At 70.6% G+C, this 26,794-nt stretch carries 19 protein-coding genes and 1 pseudogene; 10 read left to right on the forward strand and 10 right to left on the reverse strand.

Features of this window, described 5'->3' with window-relative positions:
* Window positions 1-328: 328 nt before the first annotated feature.
* On the reverse strand, window positions 329-3,403 hold the full coding sequence (locus tag BLW82_RS19955; protein ID WP_107408558.1) for an FG-GAP-like repeat-containing protein: 3,075 nt from the start codon (window positions 3,401-3,403) through the stop codon (window positions 329-331).
* A gap of 469 nt (window positions 3,404-3,872) precedes the next feature.
* Here BLW82_RS19955 and BLW82_RS19960 point away from each other — a divergent pair, with 469 nt between their 5' ends.
* The 4 genes and pseudogenes from BLW82_RS19960 (at window position 3,873) to BLW82_RS19975 (ending at window position 6,269) form a co-directional block, all read left to right on the forward strand.
* The gene (locus BLW82_RS19960) at window positions 3,873-4,130 is read left to right on the forward strand and encodes a type II toxin-antitoxin system Phd/YefM family antitoxin (RefSeq protein ID WP_037676836.1); all 258 of its coding nucleotides are present in this window, start codon (window positions 3,873-3,875) and stop codon (window positions 4,128-4,130) included.
* 10 nt (window positions 4,131-4,140) lie between these two features.
* A complete protein-coding gene (locus BLW82_RS19965; RefSeq protein WP_046730454.1) occupies window positions 4,141-4,401 on the forward strand; it encodes a Txe/YoeB family addiction module toxin in 261 nt (86 codons plus the stop codon).
* Between the two features lie 157 nt (window positions 4,402-4,558).
* Window positions 4,559-4,993: pseudogene (locus BLW82_RS19970) on the forward strand (aminotransferase class I/II-fold pyridoxal phosphate-dependent enzyme); the annotation flags it as partial.
* A gap of 94 nt (window positions 4,994-5,087) precedes the next feature.
* Window positions 5,088-6,269 (forward strand): hypothetical protein, encoded by a 1,182-nt coding sequence (locus tag BLW82_RS19975; RefSeq protein WP_371131359.1) that lies wholly within the window; start codon window positions 5,088-5,090, stop codon window positions 6,267-6,269.
* Window positions 6,270-6,282: 13 nt separating this feature from the next.
* On the opposite strand, the gene BLW82_RS19980 is transcribed toward BLW82_RS19975, so the two are convergent.
* The 3 genes from BLW82_RS19980 to BLW82_RS19990 form a co-directional block, all read right to left on the reverse strand.
* The gene (locus BLW82_RS19980) at window positions 6,283-6,813 is read right to left on the reverse strand and encodes a type III secretion system chaperone family protein (RefSeq protein WP_093500350.1); all 531 of its coding nucleotides are present in this window, start codon (window positions 6,811-6,813) and stop codon (window positions 6,283-6,285) included.
* A gap of 102 nt (window positions 6,814-6,915) precedes the next feature.
* Window positions 6,916-9,549 (reverse strand): ATP-dependent chaperone ClpB, encoded by a 2,634-nt coding sequence (clpB, locus tag BLW82_RS19985; protein ID WP_093500352.1) that lies wholly within the window; start codon window positions 9,547-9,549, stop codon window positions 6,916-6,918.
* Window positions 9,550-9,962: 413 nt separating this feature from the next.
* The gene (locus BLW82_RS19990) at window positions 9,963-10,298 is read right to left on the reverse strand and encodes a Rieske (2Fe-2S) protein (RefSeq protein WP_089100103.1); all 336 of its coding nucleotides are present in this window, start codon (window positions 10,296-10,298) and stop codon (window positions 9,963-9,965) included.
* Between the two features lie 397 nt (window positions 10,299-10,695).
* Between BLW82_RS19990 and BLW82_RS20000 the strand changes: the two genes are divergently transcribed.
* Window positions 10,696-11,661, forward strand: coding sequence for a helix-turn-helix domain-containing protein (locus BLW82_RS20000; RefSeq protein ID WP_256216221.1), 966 nt, complete (start codon window positions 10,696-10,698; stop codon window positions 11,659-11,661).
* A gap of 364 nt (window positions 11,662-12,025) precedes the next feature.
* Here the strand turns inward: BLW82_RS20000 and BLW82_RS20005 are convergent, their stop codons facing one another.
* On the reverse strand, window positions 12,026-13,093 hold the full coding sequence (locus tag BLW82_RS20005; protein WP_093500358.1) for a helix-turn-helix transcriptional regulator: 1,068 nt from the start codon (window positions 13,091-13,093) through the stop codon (window positions 12,026-12,028).
* Between the two features lie 399 nt (window positions 13,094-13,492).
* Between BLW82_RS20005 and BLW82_RS20010 the strand changes: the two genes are divergently transcribed.
* The 3 genes from BLW82_RS20010 to BLW82_RS20020 all read left to right on the forward strand — a co-directional run bounded on the left by BLW82_RS20010 (window position 13,493) and on the right by BLW82_RS20020 (window position 17,026).
* A complete protein-coding gene (locus BLW82_RS20010) occupies window positions 13,493-15,034 on the forward strand; it encodes a circularly permuted type 2 ATP-grasp protein (protein ID WP_093500360.1) in 1,542 nt (513 codons plus the stop codon).
* A gap of 215 nt (window positions 15,035-15,249) precedes the next feature.
* A complete protein-coding gene (locus tag BLW82_RS20015; RefSeq protein ID WP_093500362.1) occupies window positions 15,250-16,182 on the forward strand; it encodes an alpha-E domain-containing protein in 933 nt (310 codons plus the stop codon).
* Window position 16,183: 1 nt separating this feature from the next.
* Window positions 16,184-17,026 (forward strand): transglutaminase family protein, encoded by an 843-nt coding sequence (locus BLW82_RS20020; RefSeq protein ID WP_093500364.1) that lies wholly within the window; start codon window positions 16,184-16,186, stop codon window positions 17,024-17,026.
* 94 nt (window positions 17,027-17,120) lie between these two features.
* Here BLW82_RS20020 and BLW82_RS20025 read toward each other — a convergent pair whose 3' ends face one another.
* The gene (locus BLW82_RS20025) at window positions 17,121-18,230 is read right to left on the reverse strand and encodes a sugar ABC transporter substrate-binding protein (protein WP_093500366.1); all 1,110 of its coding nucleotides are present in this window, start codon (window positions 18,228-18,230) and stop codon (window positions 17,121-17,123) included.
* 293 nt (window positions 18,231-18,523) lie between these two features.
* Between BLW82_RS20025 and BLW82_RS20030 the strand changes: the two genes are divergently transcribed.
* On the forward strand, window positions 18,524-20,557 hold the full coding sequence (locus BLW82_RS20030) for a PA14 domain-containing protein (protein ID WP_093500368.1): 2,034 nt from the start codon (window positions 18,524-18,526) through the stop codon (window positions 20,555-20,557).
* A 7-nt stretch (window positions 20,558-20,564) separates the two neighbouring features.
* The gene (locus BLW82_RS20035) at window positions 20,565-22,538 is read left to right on the forward strand and encodes a PA14 domain-containing protein (protein ID WP_107408560.1); all 1,974 of its coding nucleotides are present in this window, start codon (window positions 20,565-20,567) and stop codon (window positions 22,536-22,538) included.
* Between the two features lie 72 nt (window positions 22,539-22,610).
* Here BLW82_RS20035 and BLW82_RS20040 read toward each other — a convergent pair whose 3' ends face one another.
* From BLW82_RS20040 to dnaK, 4 genes are read right to left on the reverse strand one after another with little or no spacing between them, the layout of a single operon-like run.
* Complete coding sequence (locus tag BLW82_RS20040; protein ID WP_093500370.1) at window positions 22,611-23,057, reverse strand: heat shock protein transcriptional repressor HspR; 447 nt, start codon at window positions 23,055-23,057, stop codon at window positions 22,611-22,613.
* 4 nt (window positions 23,058-23,061) lie between these two features.
* On the reverse strand, window positions 23,062-24,237 hold the full coding sequence (gene dnaJ, locus BLW82_RS20045; RefSeq protein WP_093500372.1) for a molecular chaperone DnaJ: 1,176 nt from the start codon (window positions 24,235-24,237) through the stop codon (window positions 23,062-23,064).
* Between the two features lie 36 nt (window positions 24,238-24,273).
* On the reverse strand, window positions 24,274-24,927 hold the full coding sequence (grpE, locus tag BLW82_RS20050) for a nucleotide exchange factor GrpE (protein ID WP_093500374.1): 654 nt from the start codon (window positions 24,925-24,927) through the stop codon (window positions 24,274-24,276).
* Entirely contained in the window at window positions 24,924-26,759 is a 1,836-nt protein-coding gene (gene dnaK / locus BLW82_RS20055; RefSeq protein WP_093500376.1) for a molecular chaperone DnaK, read from the reverse strand. The genes grpE and dnaK overlap by 4 nt, the downstream gene beginning before the upstream one ends.
* Between the last annotated feature and the right edge of the window lie 35 nt (window positions 26,760-26,794).

Below are 26,794 nucleotides of genomic sequence, written 5' to 3' on the forward strand. Positions count from 1 at the left end.
TAGATGTCGCAGGCCGTAGAGCGGCGCGGTGGATGGACGAGCGCGACCGCTGACGCGGAGTTTGCACGACCGGGTGGAGCGACCGCCGGTCCACCGACCTCGCCGGCCTCCCTCGGCGGGGCCTGCCGCGCGGCACGCGAGCGGGTGCGTGAACACGGTTCCGGCTGGGTCACGGCCGACGGCCCGCTCGGCTCCGCCGTCCCGACGGCGGAGCAGTACCCGACGTACGTCGGCGCCGGCCTCCGCCGAAGCGCGACCTGCTCGGCAACGGCCTGCGGGCAGCCGGGTTCGAGGTCGGCCGGCCCCGTGGCGCGTTTTTCGTCACCACTCAGAAGATCCCCTTGTACCCCCGCCATCCGGTGGCGATCTTCGTGCGGGCGCCGAACACCCCCTTGCCGTTGCCGTTGTTGCGCCACAGGTTGCCGGAGGTGTCGCGGGACAGGAGGTCGGCATTGCCGTCGCCGGTGAGGTCGCCGGCGCCGATGACGGTGTCGTACGAGCCGCCCCAGGAGGAGGACAGCTTCACGCGTGCGGAGAAGGTGCCCTTGCCCGTGCCGAGGTAGCGGTACAGGTTGTTGGACTTGTCCTGGGCGACCAGGTCGCCGATGCCGTCGCCGTTGAGATCGCCGACACCCACGATCTTCTTGTACGTCTTCCAGTCGGCGTAGAGCTTCACGCGCGCGGTGAGCTTTCCGGTGCTCGTCCCCCGGTAGAGGTAGACGGCGCCGGTGGCGGAGTTGCGGGCGATGAGGTCGGGACGGCCGTCACCGCTGATGTCGCCGGGCGAGGTCAGGACGTCGTACTGGTTCCAGCCCTTGCCCAGCGAGGTGTGCGGAGTGCTGGTGAGAAACGCCTGGCCGAGCATGGTCCGGTACACCCGTAGTTCGCCGCTGCTGAACCGGACGAGGATGTCGTTGCGCCGGTCGCCGTCGAGGTCACCGAACGGGAAGAGCTTCACGGAGGCGGGCCAGCCGGAGGCGGACATGGCCTTGCCCAGGGTGCCCGTGCCGGTGCCCGGCCGGTAGCTGACGGTGCCGGAGGAGCTGAGGGTCAGGATGTCACCGGTTCCGTCGGGCGCCCAGGAACCGGCGCTGGTGAAGTCGTGGCGTACGGCGGCCCCGTCGGACACCTGCACCGTCTGCGACACGGTCAGCGCGCGTCCCGAGCCGTCGGCAGGCGGGATCGTCACCGTGAAGGTGTAGGCACCGTTGGGGACGAGCGCGCCCTTGGCGTCACGGATGTCCCACCGCGCGGTCAGGTTGCCCTGCACCGCCCCGCCGGAGAGGGTGCGGACGACGGTACCGGTGGCCTTGCTGGTGAGGGTGGCCGTCCAGGAGGCGGCCGGCTTGGAGAGGAGCCCGCGCCACTGCCACCACGGGCTGTCGGCCGCGCTGTTCTCCCCCGCGTTGCCGGTCGTCTCGGACTCGACGGCGGAGAGCGGCTGGGTGGCGACCCCGCTGGGCACCAGGTGGATCCGGTTCTCCGCGTCGACGTAGGCGACGGGCCCGCCGAACTTGTCCACGGTCCAGGTCGTCCCGCGCCCGCCGGACGTGCCCGCCGGGAGGTCGGCTATCTCACGGGTGGTCGCGGTGCCGTCGGCGAAGGCAGTGAGGAGCAGCGTCCCGGTGGTCGTGTCCTGCCGGACGAGGTATCCGTCGCCGAGCTGGACCTGGCCGGACGGGACGGGGATGTTCTTCTTCGCCGTTCGGTCCCAGACGCCGGCCGTCCCGCCCGTACCGCAGGACCAGTAGATCCAGCGGCTCACCACCTGGAGCTCCTTGGGGACGCACGGGGCGCCGGTGCTGACGGTGGCGGCGGTCGCGCCGGTCTTCAGGTTCCTGGCGGTGACGACACCGTTGCCGGAACCCGGCGTCCACAGGCTGCTCCCCCAGACGGAGGCGGCTGTGACGGAGCGGGTGAGGACGGGCTGCAGGTCGGTGTAGACACCGAGGTCGCCGACGTACTGCTTGCTGGGGAAGGAACCGTTGACGACCGCGTAGCGGCCGGTGACGTCGAGGACGGTGCCGGTTGCCGAGGGCAGGTAGAAGAAGCCGGCCTGGTCGTCGCGGTCGACGGACTGGACGTACGAGCCGACCGGGTCGGCGTCGGCGGTGAACGTCACGGCGCGGCCGTCCCCGGTGGCGTACGGGCCCGTGTCGAGGCCGTCCCACTTCTCCCAGGTCCGGGTGCCGGGCGTGCCGTCCGCGGCGATCGGCCGGGTGTAGTACGCGCCCAGGAAGCTGGAGTTGGCCTCGTCGGTGGCCAGGGTGCCGTTCTCCAGCGACAGCCGCGTGATCTTCGCCGCTACCGGCGGTACGGCGGTCAGTTCGGTCAGTGCCGGGGTGTCCGCGCCCGTGCCGGTGACCCGGCGTACCGCCCAGTGCCCGGCGTCGGCGCCCCCGACGACCAGCAGGCCGCCGTCGGGGGCGGGTACGACGGAGCTGTTCGCGTGCCGGAGCAGGGTGACCGGGGCGCCGCCCGTGACGGGGACGGCCATGAGCTGCTCGCCGGACTCGTCGGCCAGGTTGGAGGGGTTCGACGGCACGGTACGGGCCACCACGAGCCAGTCCCCGGCGATGCCGACCGACGGGGTGCCCTCGGTGCCGGGCAGGGGCACCGTCGTCCCGGGGGCGGTGAGGTCGCCGCGGTCCAGGACGTGCGCCGTCGGCGTGGTACCGGACGGGTACCAGACCAGCCGGTCCGCGCTCAGCGCGACGGCGGCCGGAGCGGCGGACAGGGTCACGTCGCCGGTGACCTTCGCGGCGGCCAGGTCCACCAGCGCCAGGTGCTGCACGCCCCCCAGCGCGTAGCCGACGACGGCGGTGCCGCTGTCGCCGCCCAGCACCCGGAAGTTCGAGGTGATCCCGGCCGGCCACCCGTCGACGAGGGTGCCGTCGGCCGGGGCGTCGCCGCCGTAGAGCCACAGCGTGCGGCTGCCGCCCGTGTCGCGGGCCTGGGTCAGCACATGGGTGCCGTAGGTGGCCATGTACGTGCCGTGGGTGAGGGTGACGTCGGTGCTGGTGGCGGCGGAGAGGTCACGCAGGACGACCTTCTGGGTGGGCGAGACGACGTCGGTCACGATGTCGGACGACGAGCCCAGGTAGCCGGCGAATTCGACTCGCGGCAGCTCGCCCAGTTCGGTCGTCGCACCGGTGGCGTACGACGTCCACAGGTAGCCGGAGCGTCCCTCCTGGGCGTGCAGGTAGCCGTCGGTACCGGCGCTGTAGAGCCGGTCGGCGCGAGGCTGGTAACGGTCGGACTGGAAGACCTTCTCGGTCGCGCGTGCGGTGCTCCCGGTGCCGTCGCCCGCATCGGCCGTGCCGACGAGTGGACCGGGACCGGCGACGACGGTGAGGACTGCCAGCGCGGCGACGACGCCACGGGCGGTGGTACGACGAGCCATCGTCGCCTCCTGGGGGCTTCCGGCGGAAAGAGGCGTGCCGGAGGCCGACGGTCGGGAAGGCGTGTATTGATGCTGCCGCGAAATATCCGCCCCCGAACTTCCCCCCACACGCGGCGAGTTGATGATAACAGTGGCCACAGGTTTCTCTGAGGCACCGGTAGGACGAGATCCCGATCGTCTTCGCGACGGCCACCGGATCGGCGACCCCAGGTCCCTTCTCGGCGCACCCGCCGTTGTCGGTGACGTCGATGCCGTCGCCGCGCGCCGGACAAAATGCTCCCTGCCGCAGCGGGCGCCCCCTGCGCCCGGCTCGCATTCTGCAAACGCACCGAGGTGCTGCCGGGTGCGGCGGAAAGGCTCCGCAAAGCGCTCGCGCACCGGAGGCCGCACGCTCCCGGCCGTGGTATAGGCGCTTGCCGCACGACAGAGCGAGACGTACAATTTCTTGTACGTCGAAGGAGGGTTGATCGTGAAGACCATGACGTATTCCGAGTCCCGCGCGCGGTACGCCGAGGTACTCAACTCCGTCACCGACGACCGCGAGGAGGTCGTCATCACCCGGGCCGGACATGAGCCGGTCGTCATCGTCTCCCTTGAGGACTACGAGTCCCTGAAGGAGACCGCGTACCTGCTGCGAAGCCCGGCGAACGCCCGGCGCCTGCTCGCCTCCATCGACGAGCTGGAGAACGGCGGCGGCACCGTACGCGAACTGGCGACCGACGAATGAGGGCCCCGAGTTGAAGATCACCTTCTCCTCCCGCGCCTGGGAGGACTACCTGTGGTGGCAGCTTCAGGACCGGAAGATCCTGAAGCGCATCAACACGCTCATCGCGGACATCGCCCGGAACGGCAACGAGGGGATCGGCAAACCGGAACCGCTCAAGCACGGATTCCAGGGCTACTGGTCGCGCCGCATCAACGACGAGCACAGACTGATCTACAAGGCCACCGAGGACGCCGTCCTGATCGCACAGTGCCGCTACCACTACGAGAGCTGACCGGTGAACCGCGGCGATCCACCGTTCCCGTCCCATCCGCACGGTGCGCTCAGTCGTACGGCGGAGAGCGACGGACTTCTCAGCCCGCGCCTCGGTCGGCGACGGCTTACCTTGGTGGGCCCGGTGCGCCACGCGTGAATGGGTGTACGAAGGAGGCGTGGCCTGGGTGACGTCGACGCCGGAGCTGGTCGCGGCGGTGCGCTCGGCCAAGCAGTTCCTGACGTACGTCGCCTCGGGCCCCTTCCAGTACGCGATCGCGGAGGCCCTCGCGCTCCCCGACGCGTACTTCGAGGCGTTCCGCCGGGACATGCAGACCAAGCGCGACATCCTCGCGGCGGGCCTGACGGAGGCGGGCTTCCAGGTCTACGACACCGCCGGCACGTACTTCATCACCACCGACATCCGCCCCCTCGGCGAGACGGACGGCTTCGCCTTCTGCCGCTCCCTGCCGGAACGCGCGGGCGTCGTCGCCATCCCCAACGCCGTCTTCTACGACCACCGCGAGGAAGGAGCCTCGTTCGTGCGGTTCGCCTTCTGCAAGCGGGCGGAGGTCCTGAAGGAGGCGGCGGAACGGCTGCGCCGGCTGTCGTAGCTCCGGGGCGCCGCAGCTCGCCTCTCCACGGGACGCTTCCTCCATCGGGCGCACATTTCTCGCACCTGACCCGATCCCCCGGCACTGTGCGAATGTGAGCCACGCCAGCACCACCGCCCTCGCCCCGCCCGTCGCGCAGCGGCCCGGCGCCCGGCTGTCCGTCGTCGCCGCGGGCGGGGTCGCCGTGGGACTGTTCGCGGCGGCACGGCTCACCGGCATGGCCGTGCTGGCGCTGGCCGCGTGGGCGGGCGGGCGGCATCCGCTGACGCTGCTCGGGCGGTCGTGGGACGCGGCGTGGTACCTGGGGATCGCGGCGCACGGCTACGGCCGCACCCTGTACTTCGGGCCCGGCATCGTCCACAGCGACCTGGCGTTCTTCCCGCTCTACCCGGCTCTCATCCGGACCCTGACGGCCGTGACCCCGCTGAGCGGGGCCGGCGCGGGGCTGCTGGTGTCATGGACGGCCGCCGCCGTCGCCGCGAGCGGGATCTACGCGGTGGGCGCCCGGCTGCACGGCCGGGCGGTGGGCACCGCCCTGGTGCTGCTCTGGGGGCTGCTTCCGCACTCCGTGGTGCTGTCCATGGCGTACACGGAACCGGTGCTGACCGCCTTCGCCGCCTGGTCGCTGTACGCCGTCATGGCCGGGAACTGGCTGTGGGCGGGCACCCTGGCCGCCCTGGCCGGGCTGTCCCGACCGAACGGCTTCGCGGTCGCCGCGGCCGTGCTGCTCGCCGCCGGGCACGAGCTGTACCGCTCCCGCGGCAGGGTTACCCACAGGCTGTGGACGGGCGCGGCGCTCGCTCCGCTGGGCTGGACCGCGTACGTCCTGTGGGTCGGCAGCCGCACCGGCGACGCGCTGGGCGGTTACTTCGGCGTCCAGCGGCTGTGGGGCTCGCGCTTCGACTTCGGCCGGGGCTCGCTGGCGTTCGTCCGTACGCTGCTGCTGCGCGGCGACCGGTTCGTCTTCCCGATGACGCTGGTCATCGTCGCGGCGGCGGTGGTGCTGTTCGCCCTGCTGGCCCTGGACCGCGCCCCGCTCCCGCTGCTCGCCCACACCGCCGTGCTCCTGCTGATCACCCTCGGCGGCTCGGGCTTCTTCGAGTCGAAGCCGCGCTTCCTGCTCCCGGCCTTCCCGCTGCTGCTGCCGCTGGCCAGGGCGCTGGTCCGCACGGCGAGAGCCCGGCCCTGGCACGCGACAGTGGTGGTCACGGCCCTGGCCGGGCTCTCGTTCGGCTACGGCACCTACCTCGTCGTCTACGCGCAGACGCCGCTGTAGGCCGCTTCAGGTCCTACTCCTCGCCGTCCTCCGGCTCGTCGGCCTCGTTGACGGCCTCCTCCAGGCCGAGCTGCTCGACCAGCCACTTGTCGAACTCGATCGCGGCCCGCACCCAGCTGACCGTGGACGACACGAAGTGGTTGATGTCGACGCCCGTGCCGATCAGCATCTGGGCCTCACCGATGAGACGGACCGTGCCGTCGTCGTGGGTGTGGGTGTAGACCTTGGGCCACAGGGTCCGCCGGTTCCAGTCGTCGATGGACTCGAGCAGCTGCGGCTTCTCGTCGATCTTGTGGGGGCGGTCGTAGAACGTCCGCACCGAGAAGACGGCCTGCTCGTCCTCGCCGCGGAACATGAAGTACGTGCGGAACTGCTCCCACGGCGCCGCGAGGTCGCCCTCGTCGTCGACGACGTACTTGAGCTCCATCTGGTCGAGGAGCTGCTTCACAAGATCCTGATCCGGGACGACGGGGCCCGCCGGTCCTTGGGGCTGCGGCTCGGGCTGGCCCCCGAAGTTCGGAATCGAGGACGGGTCGATGGTCACCGTGTTTTTCCCTTCATACGGATTCCGCCATCCTCCCCCATCCGGGGCGGGGGGTGGCAACCCCTGCCCCGGCGGGTTCATCTCGCGTTGGCGCAATTCCGCTCAGAGCGTCTTTCCGGACTCCTGACCGGTGCTTTCCACGGCCTCCGCCGCCGTCGCCGGTCCCACGATCAGCCCCTCGCCGAACGCGTCCACGCGGACCGTGTCGCCGTCCTTGACCTCGCCGGCGAGGATCTCCTTGGCCAGCCGGTCGCCGATGGCGGTCTGGACCAGGCGGCGCAGCGGGCGGGCGCCGTAGGCCGGGTCGTTGCCCTCCTCGGCGAGCCAGGCCAGGGCCTCGGGGGTGATCTCCAGGGCGAGTCGGCGGTCGGCGAGGCGCTTGGCGAGCCGGTCGATCTGGAGCCGGGCGATCCGGGCCAGTTCGTCCTTGGCCAGGGCGGAGAAGACCACCGTGTCGTCGAGGCGGTTGAGGAACTCCGGCTTGAAGGAGTGCCGGACCGTCTCCAGGACCTGCCGCTTCTTCTCCTCCTCGCCGAGGACCGGGTCCACCAGGTACTGGCTGCCCAGGTTCGAGGTGAGGACCAGGATCGTGTTGCGGAAGTCGACCGTGCGGCCCTGGCCGTCGGTGAGGCGGCCGTCGTCCAGCACCTGGAGCAGGACGTCGAAGACCTCGGGGTGGGCCTTCTCCACCTCGTCCAGGAGGACGACCGTGTAGGGGCGGCGGCGGACGGCCTCGGTGAGCTGGCCGCCCTCCTCGTAGCCGACGTATCCGGGCGGGGCGCCGACCAGCCGGGCCACGCTGTGCTTCTCGCCGTACTCCGACATGTCGATGCGGACCATCGCCCGCTCGTCGTCGAAGAGGAAGTCGGCGAGGGCCTTGGCGAGCTCGGTCTTGCCGACGCCGGTCGGGCCGAGGAAGAGGAAGGAGCCGGTGGGGCGGTCGGGGTCGGCGATCCCGGCGCGGGACCGTCGTACGGCGTCCGACACCGCTCGCACGGCCTCGGTCTGGCCGATCAGGCGGCGGCCCAGCTCGTCCTCCATGCGGAGCAGCTTCTGGGTCTCGCCCTCCAGCAGGCGGCCGGCCGGGATGCCGGTCCAGGCGGCCACCACGTCGGCGATGTCGTCGGAGCCGACCTCGTCCTTGACCATGGTGTCCCTGGCCGTCTCCTCCTCGGCCTCGGACGCGGCCTCCAGCTCCTTCTCCAGCTGCGGGATCTCGCCGTACAGCAGCTTGGAGGCGGTGTCGAAGTCGCCGTCGCGCTGGGCGCGTTCGGCGGTGCCGCGCAGGGCGTCGAGCTTCTCCTTCAGCTCGCCGACCCGGTTCAGGGACTGCTTCTCGCGCTCCCAGCGGGCGTTGAGACCGCGCAGGTCCTCCTCCTTGTCGGCGAGGTCGCGGCGCAGCTTCTCCAGGCGCTCCCGGGAGGCCGGGTCGGTCTCCTTCTCCAGCGCCAGCTCCTCCATCTTCAACCGGTCGACGGAGCGCTGGAGTTCGTCGATCTCGACGGGGGACGAGTCGATCTCCATGCGGAGCCGGGAAGCCGCCTCGTCGACCAGGTCGATCGCCTTGTCGGGCAGGAAGCGGGAGGTGATGTAGCGGTCGGAGAGGGTCGCGGAGGCGACCAGTGCCGAGTCCGCGATCTGCACCTTGTGGTGGGCCTCGTAACGGCCCTTCAGGCCACGGAGGATGGCGATGGTGTCCTCCACCGTCGGCTCGGCGACCAGCACTTGCTGGAAGCGGCGCTCCAACGCCGGGTCCTTCTCGATGCGTTCGCGGTACTCGTCGAGGGTGGTGGCGCCGACCATGCGCAGTTCGCCGCGGGCCAGCATCGGCTTCAGCATGTTGCCGGCGTCCATGGCGGAGTCGCCGCCGGCGCCCGCGCCGACGACCGTGTGCAGCTCGTCGATGAAGGTGATGATCTGCCCGTCGGAGTCCTTGATCTCGGCGAGGACGGTCTTCAGCCGCTCCTCGAACTCGCCGCGGTACTTCGCGCCCGCGACCATCGCGCCGAGGTCCAGCGCCACCAGCCGCTTGTCCTTCAGCGACTCGGGCACGTCGCCCTTGACGATCCGCTGGGCCAGTCCCTCGACGACGGCGGTCTTGCCGACGCCGGGCTCGCCGATGAGCACGGGGTTGTTCTTGGTACGGCGGGACAGCACCTGTACGACCCGGCGGATCTCCTGGTCGCGGCCGATGACGGGGTCGAGCTTGCCGTCCCGGGCGGCGGCCGTGAAGTCGGTGCCGAACTTCTCCAGTGCCTTGTACTGGCCCTCGGGGTCGGCGGTGGTCACCCGGCGCCCGCCGCGCGCCTTCCGGAAGGCCTCCGCCAGCTTCTTCGCACTGGCGCCCTGCCGGTCGAGCACCTCGCCGGCCGCGCCGCCCTTCGCGGCGATGCCGATGAGCAGGTGCTCGGTGGAGAGGTAGTCGTCGCCGAGGTCCTTGGCTCGTTCGCCCGCGTCGGCGATGACCGCGAGCAGTTCACGGTTGGGCTGCGGGGGCGCGACCGTGGATCCGGTCACGCTGGGCAGCGCGGCCAGCACGCGTTCGGCGCCCTGGCGTACGGCGGCCTGGTCGGCGTCGACAGCCGCGAGCAGGTCGGTGATGTTCTCGTTGTCCTGCCCGGCAAGCAGAGCCAGCAGCAGGTGGGCAGGGGTGAGGTCCGCGTGCCCCTCGGTCACGGCCCGGCTGCTGGCCGCGTTGATCGCGTCCCGGCTCCTGTTGGTCAGCTCGGCGTCCACGTTCGCGTTCTCCTCCTCGGCGTCGTTCGGCTGACTCAGCCAACGTACACAAAGTTGAGTCTATTCCACTCAAGGTGCGAGCGGGAGCCCTTCCTGGGGCCGCCTTTCGGGCCATGTGCACGTGGGTGATTGCCGGAGGAAGAACCTGGCCCGGGCGGCGGCCGGGAGCGCGGCGGCGAAGGCGCCGGGGCAGGAGAGGCGGGCGGGAACGCCGGGTGCGGGTGAGGGCGGCACGGGGCCGGGGCGGCCACCCTGTTCCGGCAGCCAGTTTCAGCCACCGTGAAGCATTGCCGAAACCAGGGGATACTCCGAAATGTCGCCCTAAAACTGCAGCGGCGTCACCGTGTTCAGGTCACGGTGACGCCGCTGCGGGGGGAAGCACCTGAGCGATCTTTTACGACGGGGGAATCGCGTCAGGCACTGCGGGGGGTGGCAGAGATGGTCCTCACGTCCGGGACATCCGGCTCAGCCAGCCGGTGGTCCCGTTGGTCCAGGTTCACAAAGATCATTCCGTACCGGATCGCGCACCGCACGGGCTGCGGCGCACCCCGGGGCTTGCGCAGACACCGGTACGCCCGTACGTCCTCGTCCTCGTCGCGCGTGACGACGACCGGCTCACCGAAGACAGTCACCATCAACGAGTCACCGGAGTGGGGGATCGCGGTGACGAGGTCGATGAAGTGCCAGCCCGAGCGGTAGGCGGTGGCCATTTCCCGGCGGAAGGAGCGGTCGTCGGGTGGGGTGGTCATGACGATACGGCCCAGCTGCTGTCGGCCGGGGCAACCCATGAGCTGTCCCCGGGGACGTCGGACGCCACGATCGACCAACTGCTGTCACCTGGGACGGCGGCGGTGGTGCTCCAGCTGCTGTCCCCCGCGATATCACTCTTCGTCGCCGAGAGGCCGCCCACTGCTCCGAAGGCCACAACCGCGGAGAAGGCGGCAACAAGCACCGAGCGAAGCATTCTCTTATGCATAGTCGGCTTCGTCCTCATTTGAAGGTCACCTCTCCCCCGTCCGAATACGACGATGGCCCATTCCGGCACGTCGTGGCCACACAATCGATGCATCATGTTCCTGCACGTTCAGGACCCTGGGGGGTGGAGATTTGGCAATAAATGAGACTAAGCGGACACATCCCCACGGGCTGACCGACCTGTGCGAGGACGGGCGCCGTCTCTACGGGAACGCTCTCCGGACGGGACGCGTCGCCCGTGCGGATGTGGAACCGGCGCCTTGTTTGATGGAGTTCGCCCTCCTTCATGCCGATCCCGACGACCCGAACTGGCTGCGCCCGGTCCCCCCGTCGATCGCCCTCGCCCAGCGGCTGAACCCGATCGAGAGCGAGATCACCCAACGCAGGCGGATGTCGATCGAACTCGCCGACGCTTTCGAGCCGTTCATGACCCTCAGCGCGCAGTCCACGACGACCACGCACTCCATCACGGTGCTGGAGGGCCTGGACCGGATCAACGCGGCCCTCGATCTGGCCACCTCTCAGTGCCAGACCGAGATGCTCACCGTCCAGCCCAGCCGCCGGCGCCTGGAACACACGCTCACCAAGGCCCTGGAACGCGACCGGCCGCTGATCGAACGCGGCTGCCGCATCCGCACGCTCTACCAGCACCCGGCCCGCTACAGCCCCGAGACGCTCGCCTACGTCGCCCAGTTCACCGACGGCAAGGTGGAGTACCGCACGATCGACGAACTCGTCGAGCGGCTCATCATCTGCGACGAGACCGTGGCCTTCATCCCCACCCGCGACGACGGGGAGATCGCCCTCGAACTGCGGCACCCGGGGCTCGTCCGATACCTGATCAAGGTCTTCGAGTTCATGTGGAACCGAGCGGTCCCGCTGAGTGCAGGCGCGCCCTACGAGACCGCCCCCGACGGCATCACCGAGGTCCAGCACTCCATCGCCAAGCTCCTCATCGAGGGCCACGTCGACGAGGCGATAGCCCGCCGCCTGGGCATGAACGTCCGCACCTGCCGGGCCCACATCGCCAAACTGGCCCAGCTCCTGGGCAGCGGCAGCCGCGCGCAACTGGGCTTCCTGATCGCCCAGTCCGGAATCCTGGATCAGACGCCTCCCGAGGAGGCCGGCAGGCCGTGACCCCCCACCCCTCGTGCCGAGCACGGCGTCGAGGACCTGTGCCCCGAGGGGACGGAACTCTACGAAAGGGCCCTCGGCAACGGGCACGTCTCCGCCCAGGACGCCAGGGGCGCGCCCTGCCTTGTCGACCTCGGCCTCCTGCACCCGGCGCCCGACGACGCGGGCCGCCTGGAGCCCGCCGCCCCGGAGGTCGCGCCGACCCGGCTGCGGCGCGGGGCCCGCGCCCGCATCACCGAGGAACGGCGGCCGGAGCAGCGCCTGGTGGAGCTCTGCGAACCGCTGATGAACCTCCGGGGTACCGCCCCGCGTGACGACGGACTCGCCGCCGCCCCCGGCAGCCGGAGCCGCGCTCGGCTCGGCTGCCTCATCGCACGCTCGGGGATCCTTGATCAGGAAGGCTGACCGCGTCCAGCGCCGTGTCGGGGGCCGCCGTGCCCGCCTCGCCCGGCGGCCGGTCCAGTCCCACCTGTGCTATCCGCACGCCGAGTTGGGTGCGGCTGGCCGCGCCCAGCGTCTCCGAGAGGCGGGCGATGTGGGCGCGGCAGGTGCGCACGCTGATGCCGAGGCGTTCGGCGATGACCGCGTCCTGGTGGCCCTCGGCGAGCAGCGCCGCGATGGACTGCTCCCGGTGCGAGATGCCCTCGATGCCGGTGTCGGGGAGCGGGGCGGTGAGCGGGATCGCGAGGCGCCAGAGTCGTTCGAAGACCGTGACGAAGTACTCGACGAGGGCGGGGTGGCGCAGCTCCAGGGCCATCGTGCGGTCCGCGTTCGCGGGGATGAACGCCACCGTGCGGTCGAAGAGGATGAGCCGGTCGATGACCTCGTCGAGGGTGCGGGCCTCGACCGCGTCGCCCATCAGCTCCAGGTAGTTGAGCAGGCCCTGGCCGTGCCGGGCGACGTGCGTGTACAGGTCGCGCATCCGCACGCCCCGCCCGCGCAGGGCGACGGCCCGGTGCAGACCCTCGGTCAGCTCCGACTCGCGCCGGATGCCGCCGGGCTGCACGGTCAGCACCTCCTGCGTGCACGCCTCCGTCGCCTCGTCCATGGCCGCCTGGATCCGGGACAGCCCGTCGAGCACCCGGATGGCCGCCGTGCCCTCCGCGGACGCCGAGACGGCCTGCAGATGCCGTCCCAGACCGGCGTACCACTCGAACGCCGCGACCGCCGACCCCATCCGCCGCTGGCTGTCCGTCACCTCGTCGTAGACCCCGCGCAACAGCCGGGTCATGACCTCCTGCGGTGCGGTGGGCACCAGCCAGTCCATGTCGTCGGGATCGGGGTGCAGCAGCGCCAGTTCAAGCAGGCAGGGCACCGCGTCGGCGTCCGTGCGCGACACCCGGCCCCGGCGCACGGCCCGGGAGTACACCCGGTCCCCGGCGGTGCACAGCCGGTCGGCACCGTGTGGATGCTCCTCCGTCCCGTGCCCGGCCATCGCCCATTCCACCCCCGGTTTGCTGCCTCTTCCGCAGCGCAACTATGAGCGGTCCGGACCGGGTCCGCAACACGGCTCCCCTCACGCGGGGCGCCGTAATGCCCGGATACGACCGCATATCGCACCGCCTCCGCCGACAACATTGCAACAAGATGACGGTAGTGGCAGGGGGTGCGCGCGGCATCGCGAGAGCCGCTTGCCACGGGTGTCGCCGGACACCCGGCGGGGCACCGGGCCATCCTCCCCCGATCGACAATCGGGCCGGGGCCCGTGCAACGCGCGCACGGGGGAGACGCGTTGCGGGGAGGGCCGCTCGCGGGCGCGTGACGCGGCGGTCCCGGCGAATCCCCGAAATCCGCCAGTGATCGCCGCGTTACGTGCCCGCTCTAACGTCCCTCCATGGCGGACATATTCGACGCGTACGCGTTGGCCGACGCGTGGGACGAGATGTTTGTGCGGCCGGGTGAGGTCAGGACCGCCTATGAGCCGGTACTGGCTGCGCTTCAGCCGATCGAACCGAGTGAACTGCGGTTCCGGGCCGACCAGATGGCCCGGGCCTTCACCGACCGGGGGGTGACCTACGCCTTCGCGGGCGAGGAACGGCCCTGGCCGCTGGACCTGGTACCGAGGATCCTCGACGCCCTGGAGTGGGATCTTCTGCGAAGAGGCGTGGCCCAGCGGGTCCGGGCGCTGGAGGCCTATCTGGCCGACGCCTACGGACACGCGCGGGCCTTCGAGGACGGGGTGGTGCCCTGGCGGCTGCTGCTGGGCTCGCCGCACTTCCACCGGGCCGCGCACGCGGTGGAGCCACCCGGCGGGGTGCGCATCCATGTGGCCGGAATCGACCTGGTGCGGGACGAGGCCGGGGTCTTCCGGGTCCTGGAGGACAACGTACGGGTGCCGAGCGGGGTGTCCTACGTCATCGAGAACCGGCGCGCGATGACCCGGATCTTCCCGTCGCTCTTCGCCGAGCAGCACGTGCTGCCGGTGGACGGGTACGCGGGACGGCTGCTCGCCGCCCTGCGGGCCGCGGCGCCGGGCGGGGCGGCGGGTGATCCCCGGGTGGTCGTCCTCACCCCCGGGCCCAGCAACGCGGCCTACTTCGAACACGCCCTGCTGGCCCGGCTGATGGGCGTGCAGCTGGTGGAGGGGCACGACCTGGTGTGCCGGAGCAACCGGGTGTGGATGCGCACGACGCGGGGCGAGGTGCCCGTGCACGTCGTGTACCGGCGCCTCGACGACGACTTCCTCGACCCGCTGCACTTCCGCCCCGACTCGGTGATCGGCTGCCCCGGCATCCTGAACGCCGCCATCGCGGGGAACGTCACACTCGCGAACGCAGTGGGCAACGGCATCGCGGACGACAAACTCCTCTACACCTACGTCCCGGACCTGATCCGCTACTACCTCGGCGAAGAACCGGTTCTCCCCAATGTCGAGTCCTACCGGCCTGATGAGCCAGGGCAGTTGGAGGCCGTCCTCGACCAGGTCGACCAGCTGGTGGTGAAGCCGGTGGACGGGGCCGGCGGGCAGGGCATCGTGATCGGCCCGAAGGCCGACAAGGAGACCCTGGAACGCACTCGCAAAGCAGTCGCGGCCGACCCGCGCGGCTTCATCGCACAGCGTCCGGTCGCCCTCTCCACCTCCCCCACCCTCTCGGGTGAACGGATGGCCCCGCGCCACATTGACCTGCGGCCGTTCGCCGTGAACGACGGCGACGGCATCTGGGTCCTGCCCGGCGGGCTCACCCGGGTCGCCCTCCAGGAGGGCAACCTGATCGTCAACTCCAGCCAGGGCGGCGGCTCCAAGGACACCTGGGTGCTCGCCGAGGGCCCGGCGGAGCGGCCGGCGGCACCGACGGCGGCACAGCCCGACGTCGCCCCGCGCCAGCTCGGCCCCGTCAGCACCCCCAGCGTCGTGCACGAGGGGGCACAGCAGTGAAGGAGCGCAGCAGGATGAAACCGTCCCTCTCCTGGGCGACAGGGGTTCGTGGCTCACACCGCTCGGCCGCTCGGCGAACGGTCGGGTCCTACGCGATCGGCACCGGCCGGGTGGGAACCCGCCCGATCTCCCCGGCGAACGGAGGTTGCCGTGCCGGCCTGGTTCTCGCTCAGCACGTGTCCACCGCACCGGCCGATGTGTGACCGGGGGACTCGATGAACGACGTGATCCTCTCCCGTATCGCCGAGTCGCTGACCTGGACGGGGCGGTACGTCGAACGGGCCGACGCCACCGGCCGGATCCTCGACGCCTACCTGCACCGGCTGCTGGAGGACCCCTGGCGCGACGAGGACGCCGCCTGCCGGTCGCTGTACGCGATCCTCGGCGTGGACGCCGGTCCGGAACGGGTCGACATGCAGCAGGTCCTGGACCAGCTCGCCTTCGACGCCCGTTCCACCTGCTCCATCGAGGGCGCGCTGGGCGCCGCCCGGCTGAACGCGCGCAGCGCCCGTGAGGCCGTCTCCTCGGAGATGTGGGAGTGCCTCAACTCCACCTGGCACGCGCTCGGCGACCGGCGCCGCGCGGCCCGCCGCACCGGCCCCTACGCCTACCTGGAGCTGGTCCGCAGCCGGGCCGCGCTCTTCTTCGGGCTGGCCGACTCGACGATGAGCCGGGACGACAGCTGGCGGTTCGTGGTCCTCGGGCGCAGCCTGGAGCGGGTGGACATGACGGTACGACTGCTCTCGGTGCGCGTGCTGGACGCGGCGCACGCGCCGGACTGGCCGACGCTGCTCAGCGCGAGCGGCGCCGACGAGGCGTACGCCCGCGTGCACAGCGGCTTCGGGGACACTCCGAGAGTGGCCGAATTCCTGCTCCTGGACCGGGACTTCCCGCGCTCGGCGCTGCACGCGCTGACCACCGCCGAGGAGTGCCTGGCCGCGCTCGGCAGGCCCCGGCAGGACCCGGCCCGCTCCCCCGTCGGCCGGGCCCGCACCCGCCTCGAATACCTGGACACCGTCACCCTGGAGGAGCAGCTGCCGGTCCTGCTGCGCGACCTCCAGCAGGCCTGCATGGCGTCCGCCGACGCGGTGGCGGAGCGGTTCTTCCCGTACCAGGGGCCCGTGCAGTGGGCCCAGGAAGGGGCCTGAGATGGCTCGTCGCCTCCGCATCCGGCACACCACCCGGGTCTCCTACGCGCAGCCCGTGGCCTCCTCGCACAACGAGGTCCGGATGACGCCGCTGACCCTGCCGGGGCAGACCACGCTGGACGCGCGGGTCACGGTGCAGCCGGCGACCGCCGTCTGGTCGTACTGGGACTACTGGGGCACCCAGGTCACCGGCTTCGACCTCCTCGAACCGCACGAGGACCTGACGATCACCGCGTCCAGCCTGGTGGAGACGGCGGCGCCGGGCCCGCTGCCGGCCGCGCCGAGGTGGGCCGAGCTGGCCGCACGGGCGTCGGGATCACGGCTGCTGGAGTTCGTGACACCGACCGGGCGTACGTCGGTGCCGAAGAGGCTGGTGAAGAAGGCGCTGGGCGCGGCGGCGGGGCTGGGCCCGCACGAGGCCGCGGTGGCCGTGTCCGGGATGGTCGCCGACCGGGTGACGTACCTGCCGGGGGCGACCGGGGTGAACACCTCGCCGGCGGAGGCGTGGGCCCAGCGGGCGGGCGTCTGCCAGGACATCACCCATCTCACCGTCGCCCTGCTGCGGGGGCTGGGGCTGCCGGCCCGGTACGTGTCCGGGTACCTGCACCCGGACCGGGAGGCCGAGCTGGACCGGCCCGTCGCCGGGCAGAGCCACGCCTGGATCGAGTACTGGGCCGGCGACTGGTGCGGGTACGACCCGACGAATCGGGTGCGGGCCGGGGAGGACCACGTGGTCGTGGGCCGGGGCCGGGACTACGACGACGTGACCCCGCACAAGGGGATCTACCGGGGGGTGCCGGGCGGGGCGCCGGAGGTGACGGTGGAGTTCACCCGGGTCGCGTAGTCCTGCGCGGGTGCGCGGGGGCTGCTCGCGCAGTTCCCCGCCCCCCTTCCGGGGCGCTGGAGCAGCTCCCGGCTCCACGCGCCCGGCGACACTCCTACTTGAGGCCCGCCGACGCGCAGGCGGACTTGTACGCGGCCGTGCAGATCTGCGAGATCTTGTAGATGCCGTCCGCGACGACGGTGTCCTTGATCTTGCTCTTGGTGACGGCGCTGACCTGCACCAGCTGGGACGGGATGTTCTTGGTGGTCGGGCTGTCGACGGTGTCCTGGGTGAGCGCGTCGAACTGGATGTCCTTGCCCTGGACCTTGTAGACGGCCATCTGGGCGGCGGCCTCGGCCTCGTCGGGGTACGGCTTGTAGACCGTCATGTACTGCTCGCCGGTGAGGATCCGCTGGATGGCGTCGAGGTCCGCGTCCTGGCCGGTGATCGGCGGCATGGTGGTCACGCCCGCGGCCTTGAGGGCCTTGACGACACCGGCCGCCATCGCGTCGTTGGCGGAGTAGACGGCGGCGATGTTGTCCTTGCCGAGCAGGTCGACGGCCTTGGTGACCTCCTGCTCGGCGATGTCCGGGTTCCAGTCCTTGGTGTCGTAGGAGTAGCCCGCGGTCGTCACCTTGCCGTTCAGCTCGGACAGGGCGCCCGTCTTGAACTGCTTGGCGTTGGGGTCGGTCGGCGAGCCGTTGATCATGACGACCTTCTCGGAGGTGTCGACGTTCGAGCCGAGCGCCTCCAGGAGGGTACGGGCCTGGACCTCGCCCACCAGCTCGTTGTCGAAGGAGACGTAGGCGTCGATGGGGCCCTCGGCGAGGCGGTCGTAGGCGATGACCGGGATGCCCGCGGCCTTGGCCTTCTTCACCGTGCCCGCGATGGCGTGCGCGTCGACGGCGTCCAGGACGATCACGTCGACCTTGTCGGCGATCATCTGCTGCATCTGCGTCGCCTGCGTGGAGGCGGACGAGCCGGCGTTCTGGTAGTCGACCTTGCCCTGGTTGTTGGTCAGCTCGGCGATCTTCGACTTCATGATCGGGTAGTCGAAGTTGATGTAGCGGGTGTTGATCTTGTCCGGCATCAGCACGCCCACCGTGATGTCGTTGCCCTTCGTCGGGGTCGCGGACGTCGACGAACCTGTCGCGTTGAGCACGCCGCAGCCGGCAAGCGAAAGGGTCATCGTGGACGCGGCCACAAACATGGCTATACGACGCATACGGGGGCTCACTTCAGGTGCGTTCCGGACGTGGGCTGCTTTGCGACCCAGATGTCTGAAAAGACAACGCGTAGGCCACACCCGGCGTCAAGCGGAACTACTTAACGAGTGCGCAACGCCACGCTCCGCTGCTTGTGTGAAGGCTCAGCGGAATCACCTCCAAACACTCTTTACGGACCCTCCATCCAAAGGGAGTTCACGGGTAGGCAAAGATCAGTACAACCAACGCGGTTCCTCACGAGTCGACATCCGGAACGACCGTGTCGGTCGTACGGATACGACCAGAGGATCGAATGAACCCAGCCAGAAGCGCCGCGGCCGCTGCCGTGGTGCTCGCCACCGCCGGCACCCTGCTCGGCGTCGCCGTGCCCACCGCCTCGGCGGCCACGACCTGTGCCTCCCCTGTCTTCAAGCGGCAGTTGTTCGCGAACACCACGTTCAAGGGCACCCCGAAGAAGACCGCCTGCGACTCCGCGATCGACGAGAGCTGGAGCGGCGCCCCGGCCTCCGGCCTCCCGAAGGACAACTTCGGGGTGCGCTGGAGCGTCACCCGCGACTTCGGCTCCGGCGGCCCCTTCGCCCTCGCCGCCTCCGGCCTCGACGGGATCCGGGTCTACCTCGACGGCGTCCGCAAGATCGACCTGTGGAAGAACACCACCAAGACGGTGACCAAGACCGTCAACGTCACCGTCCCGTCCGGCAAGCACACCCTCCGCGTCGACTACGTCAACTGGACCGGCACCGCCAAGGTCAAGTTCACCTACACACCGCGCACCTCGACCGGGGTCGACAAGGTCAGGCCGCTCGCGCCGACCGGGGCCTCCGCCGTCTACCGGCCCGACGGGGAGGGGTCGTACACCGACGTCACCTGGGCGGCCAACAAGGAGATGGACCTCGCCGGTTACCGGCTCTACCGGCGACTGAAGGGCTCCGGCAGCTGGACCGAGGTGGCCTCGGCCACGGCCGGCACCCGCCGGGCCCGGGTCCAGACGCCGCCGACCGGGCAGTCGTACTACTACGAGGTACGCGCCCACGACAAGGCGGGCAACCAGTCGGCGGGCTCCGCCGACCAACTCGTCGTGTCGCAGGACCTGACCGCCCCCGCCGCCCCGGTCCTCACCGCCACCGCCGTCGAGGCCTCCAACGACCTCTCCTGGACGGCCCCCGCGGACGCCGCGACCTACAAGGTCTTCCGCAAGTCGGCGTCGGAGACCTCGTACACCGAGCTCGCCGAGACCACCGGCACGAGCTACTCGGACACCAAGGCGTCCTACGGCTACGCCTACGACTACAAGGTGAGCGCCCTCGACGCGGCCAGGAACGCCCGCTCCTCCAACGTGGTGCGCAGCACCCGGTCGATCCTGCCGCCGCAGAACGTGACGGCGACCGTGCCGCGCTACGGCGCGGTGTTCACCTGGACCGAGCCGGCGGGCGGCGACACCGCCGACTACAAGGTCTACCGCTCCACGACCTCCCCGGTGGAGCTCACCTACGCCAACCTCACCGACTGCCGCAGCCGCAAGAAGAGCACGGACGCGGCCGGCAACACCGTCCGCTCCTGCGTCGACTACGACGGCGACCAGGGCGCCACCTACCACTACGTGATGATCCGGCAGAACACCGCGGGCCGCTGGTCCACCGGCTCCGCCGACATGACCGTCACCCGGCCCGGCGACGAGGTCCCGCCGCCGCCCGTGACCCACCTGACGGCCGTGCCCCTGGAGTACGGCGTCAAGCTGGACTGGGACGACAGCACGGCGGCGGACATCGACCACTACGAGGTCTACGAGGACCCGGAGCACTACGAGCCCTCGTACCTCGAGTCCGTCCCCGCCGGCAGCTCCGAGTACGTCGTCGGCCCCGAGGTGGCGAACGGCGAGACGAAGGCCTACATCGTCGTCCCGGTCGACATCTACGGGAACTCCGGTTCGTACGAGGACAGTCGGGACATCCCGAAATGGGGCGGCCCCTACTCCAAGGTCACCGTCACCGAGCAGAACCTCACCCCGGCGACGGTCCCCGAGGACACCGCGGACTGCTCGCTGACCACCTACTCCACCCTCGGCGACGAGGGCGGCATGTACATCGACTGTGCGGACTCGGTGGCCACGGACGCCGCCGGCATCAACGTGTACCGCTGGGACCCCGCGACGCGCACCTACGTCCGGGTGACGGACGTTCCGCTGGCTCCTACCGCCACCCACTACACCGATCCCACCGTGCCCCACGGCACGACCGTCTTCTACGTGCTCTCGGTCGTCGCTCCCGACGGCTCGGAGACCTTCAGCAACGTGGACGCCTGTGCGTCCCTGCCGAACGGAACCTGACCCCTCGATGAAGACCACCCTGCAGGCGACGGCCGTGGTGCTGGCCACCACGGCCGGTCTCCTCACCACCGTCGCCGTGCCCACCGCCTCGGCGGCCACGACCTGTGCCTCCCCTGTCTTCAAGCGGCAGTTGTTCGCGAACACCACGTTCAAGGGCACCCCGAAGAAGACCGCCTGCGACTCCGCGATCGACGAGAGCTGGAGCGGCGCCCCGGCCTCCGGCCTCCCGAAGGACAACTTCGGGGTGCGCTGGAGCGTCACCCGCGACTTCGGCTCCGGCGGCCCCTTCGCCCTCGCCGCCTCCGGCCTCGACGGGATCCGGGTCTACCTCGACGGCGTCCGCAAGATCGACCTGTGGAAGAACACCACCAAGACGGTGACCAAGACCGTCAACGTCACCGTCCCCAAGGGCAAGCACACCCTCCGCGTCGACTACGTCAACTGGACCGGCGCCGCCAAGGTCAAGTTCACCTACACACCGCGCACCTCGGCCGGGGTCGACAAGGTCAGGCCGCTCACCCCGCTGGCCCCGCTGGTGTCCTACGACGGCAACGCCAACACGACGAAGCTGAGCTGGGCGAAGAACCGGGAGATGGACCTGGCCGGCTACCGGGTCTACCGGCGCCCGCGCGGGAGTACCGGCTGGACGAAGGTGGGGACCACGGCGTCGACGTCCCTGACCGACGCTCCGCCCGCGACCGGCGCCCTCTACTACTACGAGATCCGCGCCTACGACAAGGCCGGCAACGAGTCGGCCGGCACCGCCGACGCCCCGGTCACCAGTGCGGTGCTGCAGACGCCCGCCCGGTTCACCGTCTCGGCCACCGACACGGGCGCCGAACTGAGCTGGTCGGGGGTGCGCGCCGCGGTGAAGTACCGGGTGGAGCGGACCGACTTCCACGGTGTGGTCACCAAGTCCTGGGAGCTCGCCCACACGGTGAGCCTCACCGACGGCACGCTCACCCGGGGCGAGACCGTCAAGTACCGGGTCGCGGCCGTGGACGGCTCGGGCCACGCGTCGCCGTTCACCGACCTCAAGGCGGTGACCCGCCCGCTGGCCGCGCCCCGCGGACTCACGGCGACCGCGGGCATCGGCAGCGCGACCCTCCAGTGGACGATGAGGGCCGCGGACACCCCGTACGGCGAGTTCCGCGTCTACCGCTCAACCACGCTGCCCGTGGACACCTCGACGGCGCAGTGGGTGACCTGCACGACCAGCTACACCACCCTCTCCGACGGGTCCCGCCGGTACAGCTGTGGCGACTTCTCGGCCGAGGAGGGCACGACGTACCACTACGCGGTGGCGAACGTGCAGTGGCCGCAGGTGTCCCCCCTCTCCGGCACCGCGACCGTCACCACGCTTGCGTCGGACAAGCCGCCCGCCCAGGTGACCGGCCTGACCGCGACGGCCACCGAGTACGGCATCGAGCTGGACTGGGACGACAACACCGAGGCCGACCTGAACCGGTACGTGGTCTACCGGGGCACGGTCCTCGGCGAGGAGGGCGACGAGCAGGTCTGCTCCGGCTCGGAGTGGGCGTGGCTGTCCCCGTCCACCTCGCGATACCGGGACGTGCGGCTGCCGGACGGCGATCACGCCTGCTATTGGGTGGACGCGATCGACACCGCGGGCAACTCCAGTCGGTGGCTGGGGCCGGTGAGCGCGGTCGCCGTCGACGAGCTGGACCTGACCCCGTCGGTGGCCACCCCGGAGGGCTCCCCGCTGACCCTGACGGCGGACACCCCCGACTCGGGCGGCGTCCACCTCGCGTGGAGCGCGGTCGACTCGGCGACCGGCTACCAGGTCTACCGCTGGAACCCGGCGACGCGGACGTACGAGAAGCTGGCGGCCACGGCCGACCGCTCCTACGACGACGCCACGGCCGCCCGCGGCACCACCCACCACTACTGGGTGACCGCGCTGTACGCCGACGGCACGGAGTCGGCCCCGGGCGCGGAGTGGGCGATCCTGGAGCCGTGAGCAGGTGTGGGAAAGGGGGCCCCGGCTTTCCGCCGGGGCCCCCTTTCTCGTCGAATCCCTCGTCGAACGCGCCTAGTCCTTGGCCTTCTTCGGCCGCCACACCACCAGCGCGCTGGTCTGCTGGACCTCCTGGTACGGAACCAGGTCGCGGCGGTAGGAGGCGTGGACGGCGGCCTCGCGCTGCCGCATCGCGGCCGCCGCGCCATCGACGGCCGCCTCGAGTTCGGCGACCCGCTGCTGGAGCGCCAGGACCTGGTTCTCCAGTTCGATGATGCGCTTGATGCCGGCCAGGTTGATGCCCTCGTCCTGGGACAGCGTCTGCACCTGGCGGAGCAGTTCGATGTCGCGGGCCGAGTAGCGGCGGCCGCGCCCGGCCGTGCGGTCGGGGGAGACCAGGCCGAGCCGGTCGTACTGGCGCAGCGTCTGCGGGTGCAGTCCGGAGAGCTGGGCCGCCACCGAGATGACGTAGACCGGGGTCTCCTCGGTCAGTTCATACGGGTTACGTCGACGGCCGTCCATCTCTTCATGCTCCCTTCGCGGCCTCGAACAGCTCGGCCCGCGGGTCCTCGCCAGCGGTCGCCTCGCGATACGCCTCCAGTGCATCCCGAGCATTCCCCGACAGGTCCTTCGGGACACTCACCTCGACGGTGACCAGGAGGTCGCCGCGGGTGCCGTCCTTGCGGACCGCGCCCTTGCCACGGGCGCGCATGGTGCGGCCGTTGGGCGTGCCCGGGGGCAGCTTCAGGGTGACCGGCGGTCCGCCCAGGGTCGGGACCCTGACCTCGCCGCCGAGCGCCGCCTCGGTGAAGGTCACCGGGACGGTCACCGTGAGGTTGTCGTCCTTGCGGCCGAACACCGGGTGGGTGTCCACGTGCACCATGACGTACAGGTCGCCCGCGGGGCCGCCGCGTTCGCCCGGTGCGCCCTTGCCGCGCAGCCGGATGCGCTGGCCGTCGGTCACCCCGGCGGGGATGCGGACCTGCATGGTCCGGGACGACTTGGCGCGGCCGCTGCCCTTGCAGTCGGGGCAGGGGTTCTCCGCGATCAGGCCGCGGCCCTTGCAGTCCGGGCAGGGGTCGGTCAGCGAGAAGCCGCCGCCCGATCCCCGCGCCACCTGGCCGGTGCCGACGCAGGTCGGGCACACCCGAGGCGTGCCGTTCACGTCGCCGGTGCCCGAACAGGCCTTGCAGGGGGCCTGCGAGGACATCCGCAGCGGGACCGTGGCGCCCTCGATGGCCTCCGTGAAGCTCAGCGTGACCTCGGACTCGATGTCCTGGCCGCGCCGCGGCTGGGTACGGCCGGCCGTGCCGCCGCCCCGGTTGAACAGGCCCCCCAGGACGTCACTGAAGCCGCCGCCGCCGAAGCCGCCGCCCCCGCCCTGGGCGCCTCCCCCGAAGAGGTCGCCCAGGTCGAAGTTGAAGTTGCCGCCGCCCGCGCCCGGCCCCGGGCGGAAGCCGCCGTTGCCGAAGAGGGCGCGTGCCTCGTCGTACTCCTTGCGCTTCTTGGGGTCGCCGAGTATGTCGTTCGCCTCGGAGATCTCCTTGAAGCGCTCCTCGGCCTTGGCGTTGCCCTTGTTGGCATCCGGGTGGAACTCGCGGGCGAGCTTCCGGTACGCCTTCTTGATCTCGGCCTCGGTGGCGTCCTTGGGGACGCCGAGGACCTTGTAGTAGTCCTTCTCGATGAAGTCCTTGGTGCTCATCCCCGACGCCCCTCCTTCCGCTCGGTACTTATTACGTCAGCCCTCCTCAGGGCCGTTGTCCTTCTCGTCGGCCGCGGGGGCCTCCTCGGTCCCCTCGGCCTTCGCCGGCGTCGCCCCCGGCTGCGGTTCGGCGACCGCCACCCGCGCCGGGCGGATGGTGCGCTCGCCGATGCGATACCCGGGCTGCAGGATGGCCACGCACGTCGTCTCGGTGACGTCCGGCGCGTAGCTGTGCATCAGCGCCTCGTGGATCGTCGGGTCGAAGGGCTCGCCCTCCTTGCCGAACTGCTGCAGGCCCATCTTCGCCGCGACCGTCTCGAGGGATTCGGCCACCGACTTGAAACCGCCGACCAGTTCGCCGTGTTCCCGGGCCCGGCCGATGTCGTCGAGCACGGGCAGGAGTTCGGTCAGGAGGTTCGCGATGGCGATCTCCCGGACCGTGATCCGGTCGCGCTCCACGCGGCGTCGGTAGTTCTGGTACTCGGCCTGCAGGCGCTGGAGGTCCGCGGTGCGCTCACCGAGCGCGGTGCGTACCTGGTCCAGCTGCGCGGTCAGACCGGCCAGCTGTGCGCTTGCGTCCCCGGCCGGGGCCGCTCCCTGTGCGGGAGCGGCCTTCGGCTCGGCGTCGTCGGGGGTGGCGCCGGAGGGGACGTCGGGCTTCTCCTCGAAGCCCGGGGTCTCCTCCGTCACGCGGCACCGTCCTTGCGCTCGTCGTCGACGATCTCGGCGTCCACCACGTCGTCGGCGGCGTCACTGGCGGGGGCACCGCCGGCCGCGGCACCCGCGGCCTGGGCGTCGGCGTACATGGCCTGGCCCAGCTTCTGGGAGACGGCCGCGACCTTCTCGGTGGCGGTGCGGATCTCGGCGGTGTCCTCGCCCTTGAGCTTCTCCTTGAGCTCCTCGACCGCGGCCTCGACCTCGGTCTTGATCTCGCCCGGGACCTTGTCCTCGTTGTCCTTGAGGAACTTCTCGGTCTGGTAGACGAGCTGCTCGCCCTGGTTGCGGGTCTCGGCGGCCTCGCGGCGGCGGTGGTCCTCCTCCGCGTACTGCTCGGCCTCCTGGCGCATCCGGTCGACCTCGTCCTTCGGCAGCGAGGAGCCGCCGGTGACGGTCATCTTCTGCTCCTTGCCCGTGCCGAGGTCCTTGGCCGTGACGTGCATGATGCCGTTGGCGTCGATGTCGAAGGAGACCTCGATCTGCGGGACACCGCGCGGGGCCGGCGGCAGACCGGTCAGCTCGAACATGCCGAGCTTCTTGTTGTACGCCGCGATCTCGCGCTCGCCCTGGTAGACCTGGATCTGCACGGAGGGCTGGTTGTCCTCGGCGGTGGTGAAGATCTCGGACCGCTTGGTCGGGATCGTCGTGTTCCGCTCGATGAGCTTGGTCATGATGCCGCCCTTGGTCTCGATACCGAGGGACAGCGGGGTCACGTCGAGGAGCAGGACGTCCTTGACCTCACCCTTGAGCACACCGGCCTGGAGCGAGGCGCCGATGGCGACGACCTCGTCCGGGTTCACACCCTTGTTGGCCTCCTTGCCGCCGGTCAGCTCCTTGACGAGCTCGGCGACGGCGGGCATGCGGGTGGAGCCGCCGACGAGAACGACGTGGTCGATCTCGCCGAGCTGGATGCCGGCGTCCTTGATGACGTTGTGGAACGGGGTCTTGCAGCGCTCCAGGAGGTCCGCGGTCAGCTGCTGGAACTGGGCGCGGGTGAGCTTCTCGTCGAGGTGCAGGGGGCCCTCGGCGGAGGCGGTGATGTAGGGCAGGTTGATCGAGGTCTCCGTGGAGGACGACAGCTCGATCTTGGCCTTCTCGGCGGCCTCGCGGAGGCGCTGGAGGGCCATCTTGTCCTTGCCGAGGTCCACGCCGTGGCCGGACGCGAACTGCTTGACCAGGTAGTCGACGATGCGCTGGTCCCAGTCGTCACCACCGAGGTGGTTGTCGCCGTTGGTGGCCTTCACCTCGACGACGCCGTCGCCGATCTCCAGGAGGGACACGTCGAAGGTGCCGCCACCGAGGTCGAAGACGAGGATCGTCTGGTCGTCCTTGTCGAGGCCGTACGCCAGCGCGGCGGCGGTCGGCTCGTTCACGATGCGCAGGACGTTCAGACCGGCGATCTCGCCGGCCTCCTTCGTCGCCTGACGCTCGGAGTCGTTGAAGTAGGCCGGGACGGTGATGACCGCGTCGGTCACCTTCTCGCCCAGGTAGGCCTCGGCGTCCCGCTTGAGCTTCTGCAGGATGAACGCGGAGATCTGCTGGGGGTTGAAGTCCTTCCCGTCCAGCTGGATCTTCCAGTCGGTGCCCATGTGACGCTTCACGGACCGGATGGTCCGGTCGACGTTGGTGACCGCCTGACGCTTGGCGACCTCGCCGACCAGAACTTCGCCGTTCTTCGCGAAGGCGACGACGGACGGCGTGGTCCGGGCACCCTCGGCGTTGGTGATGACGGTGGGCTCGCCGCCTTCAAGAACGCTGACGACGGAGTTAGTCGTGCCCAGGTCGATGCCGACCGCACGTGCCATGGTGATTTCCTCCAGCTGACTTGAGTGGAACGGAC

The organism is Streptomyces sp. Ag109_O5-10, from assembly GCF_900105755.1.
In the GTDB taxonomy this organism is placed as follows: Bacteria; Actinomycetota; Actinomycetes; order Streptomycetales; family Streptomycetaceae; genus Streptomyces.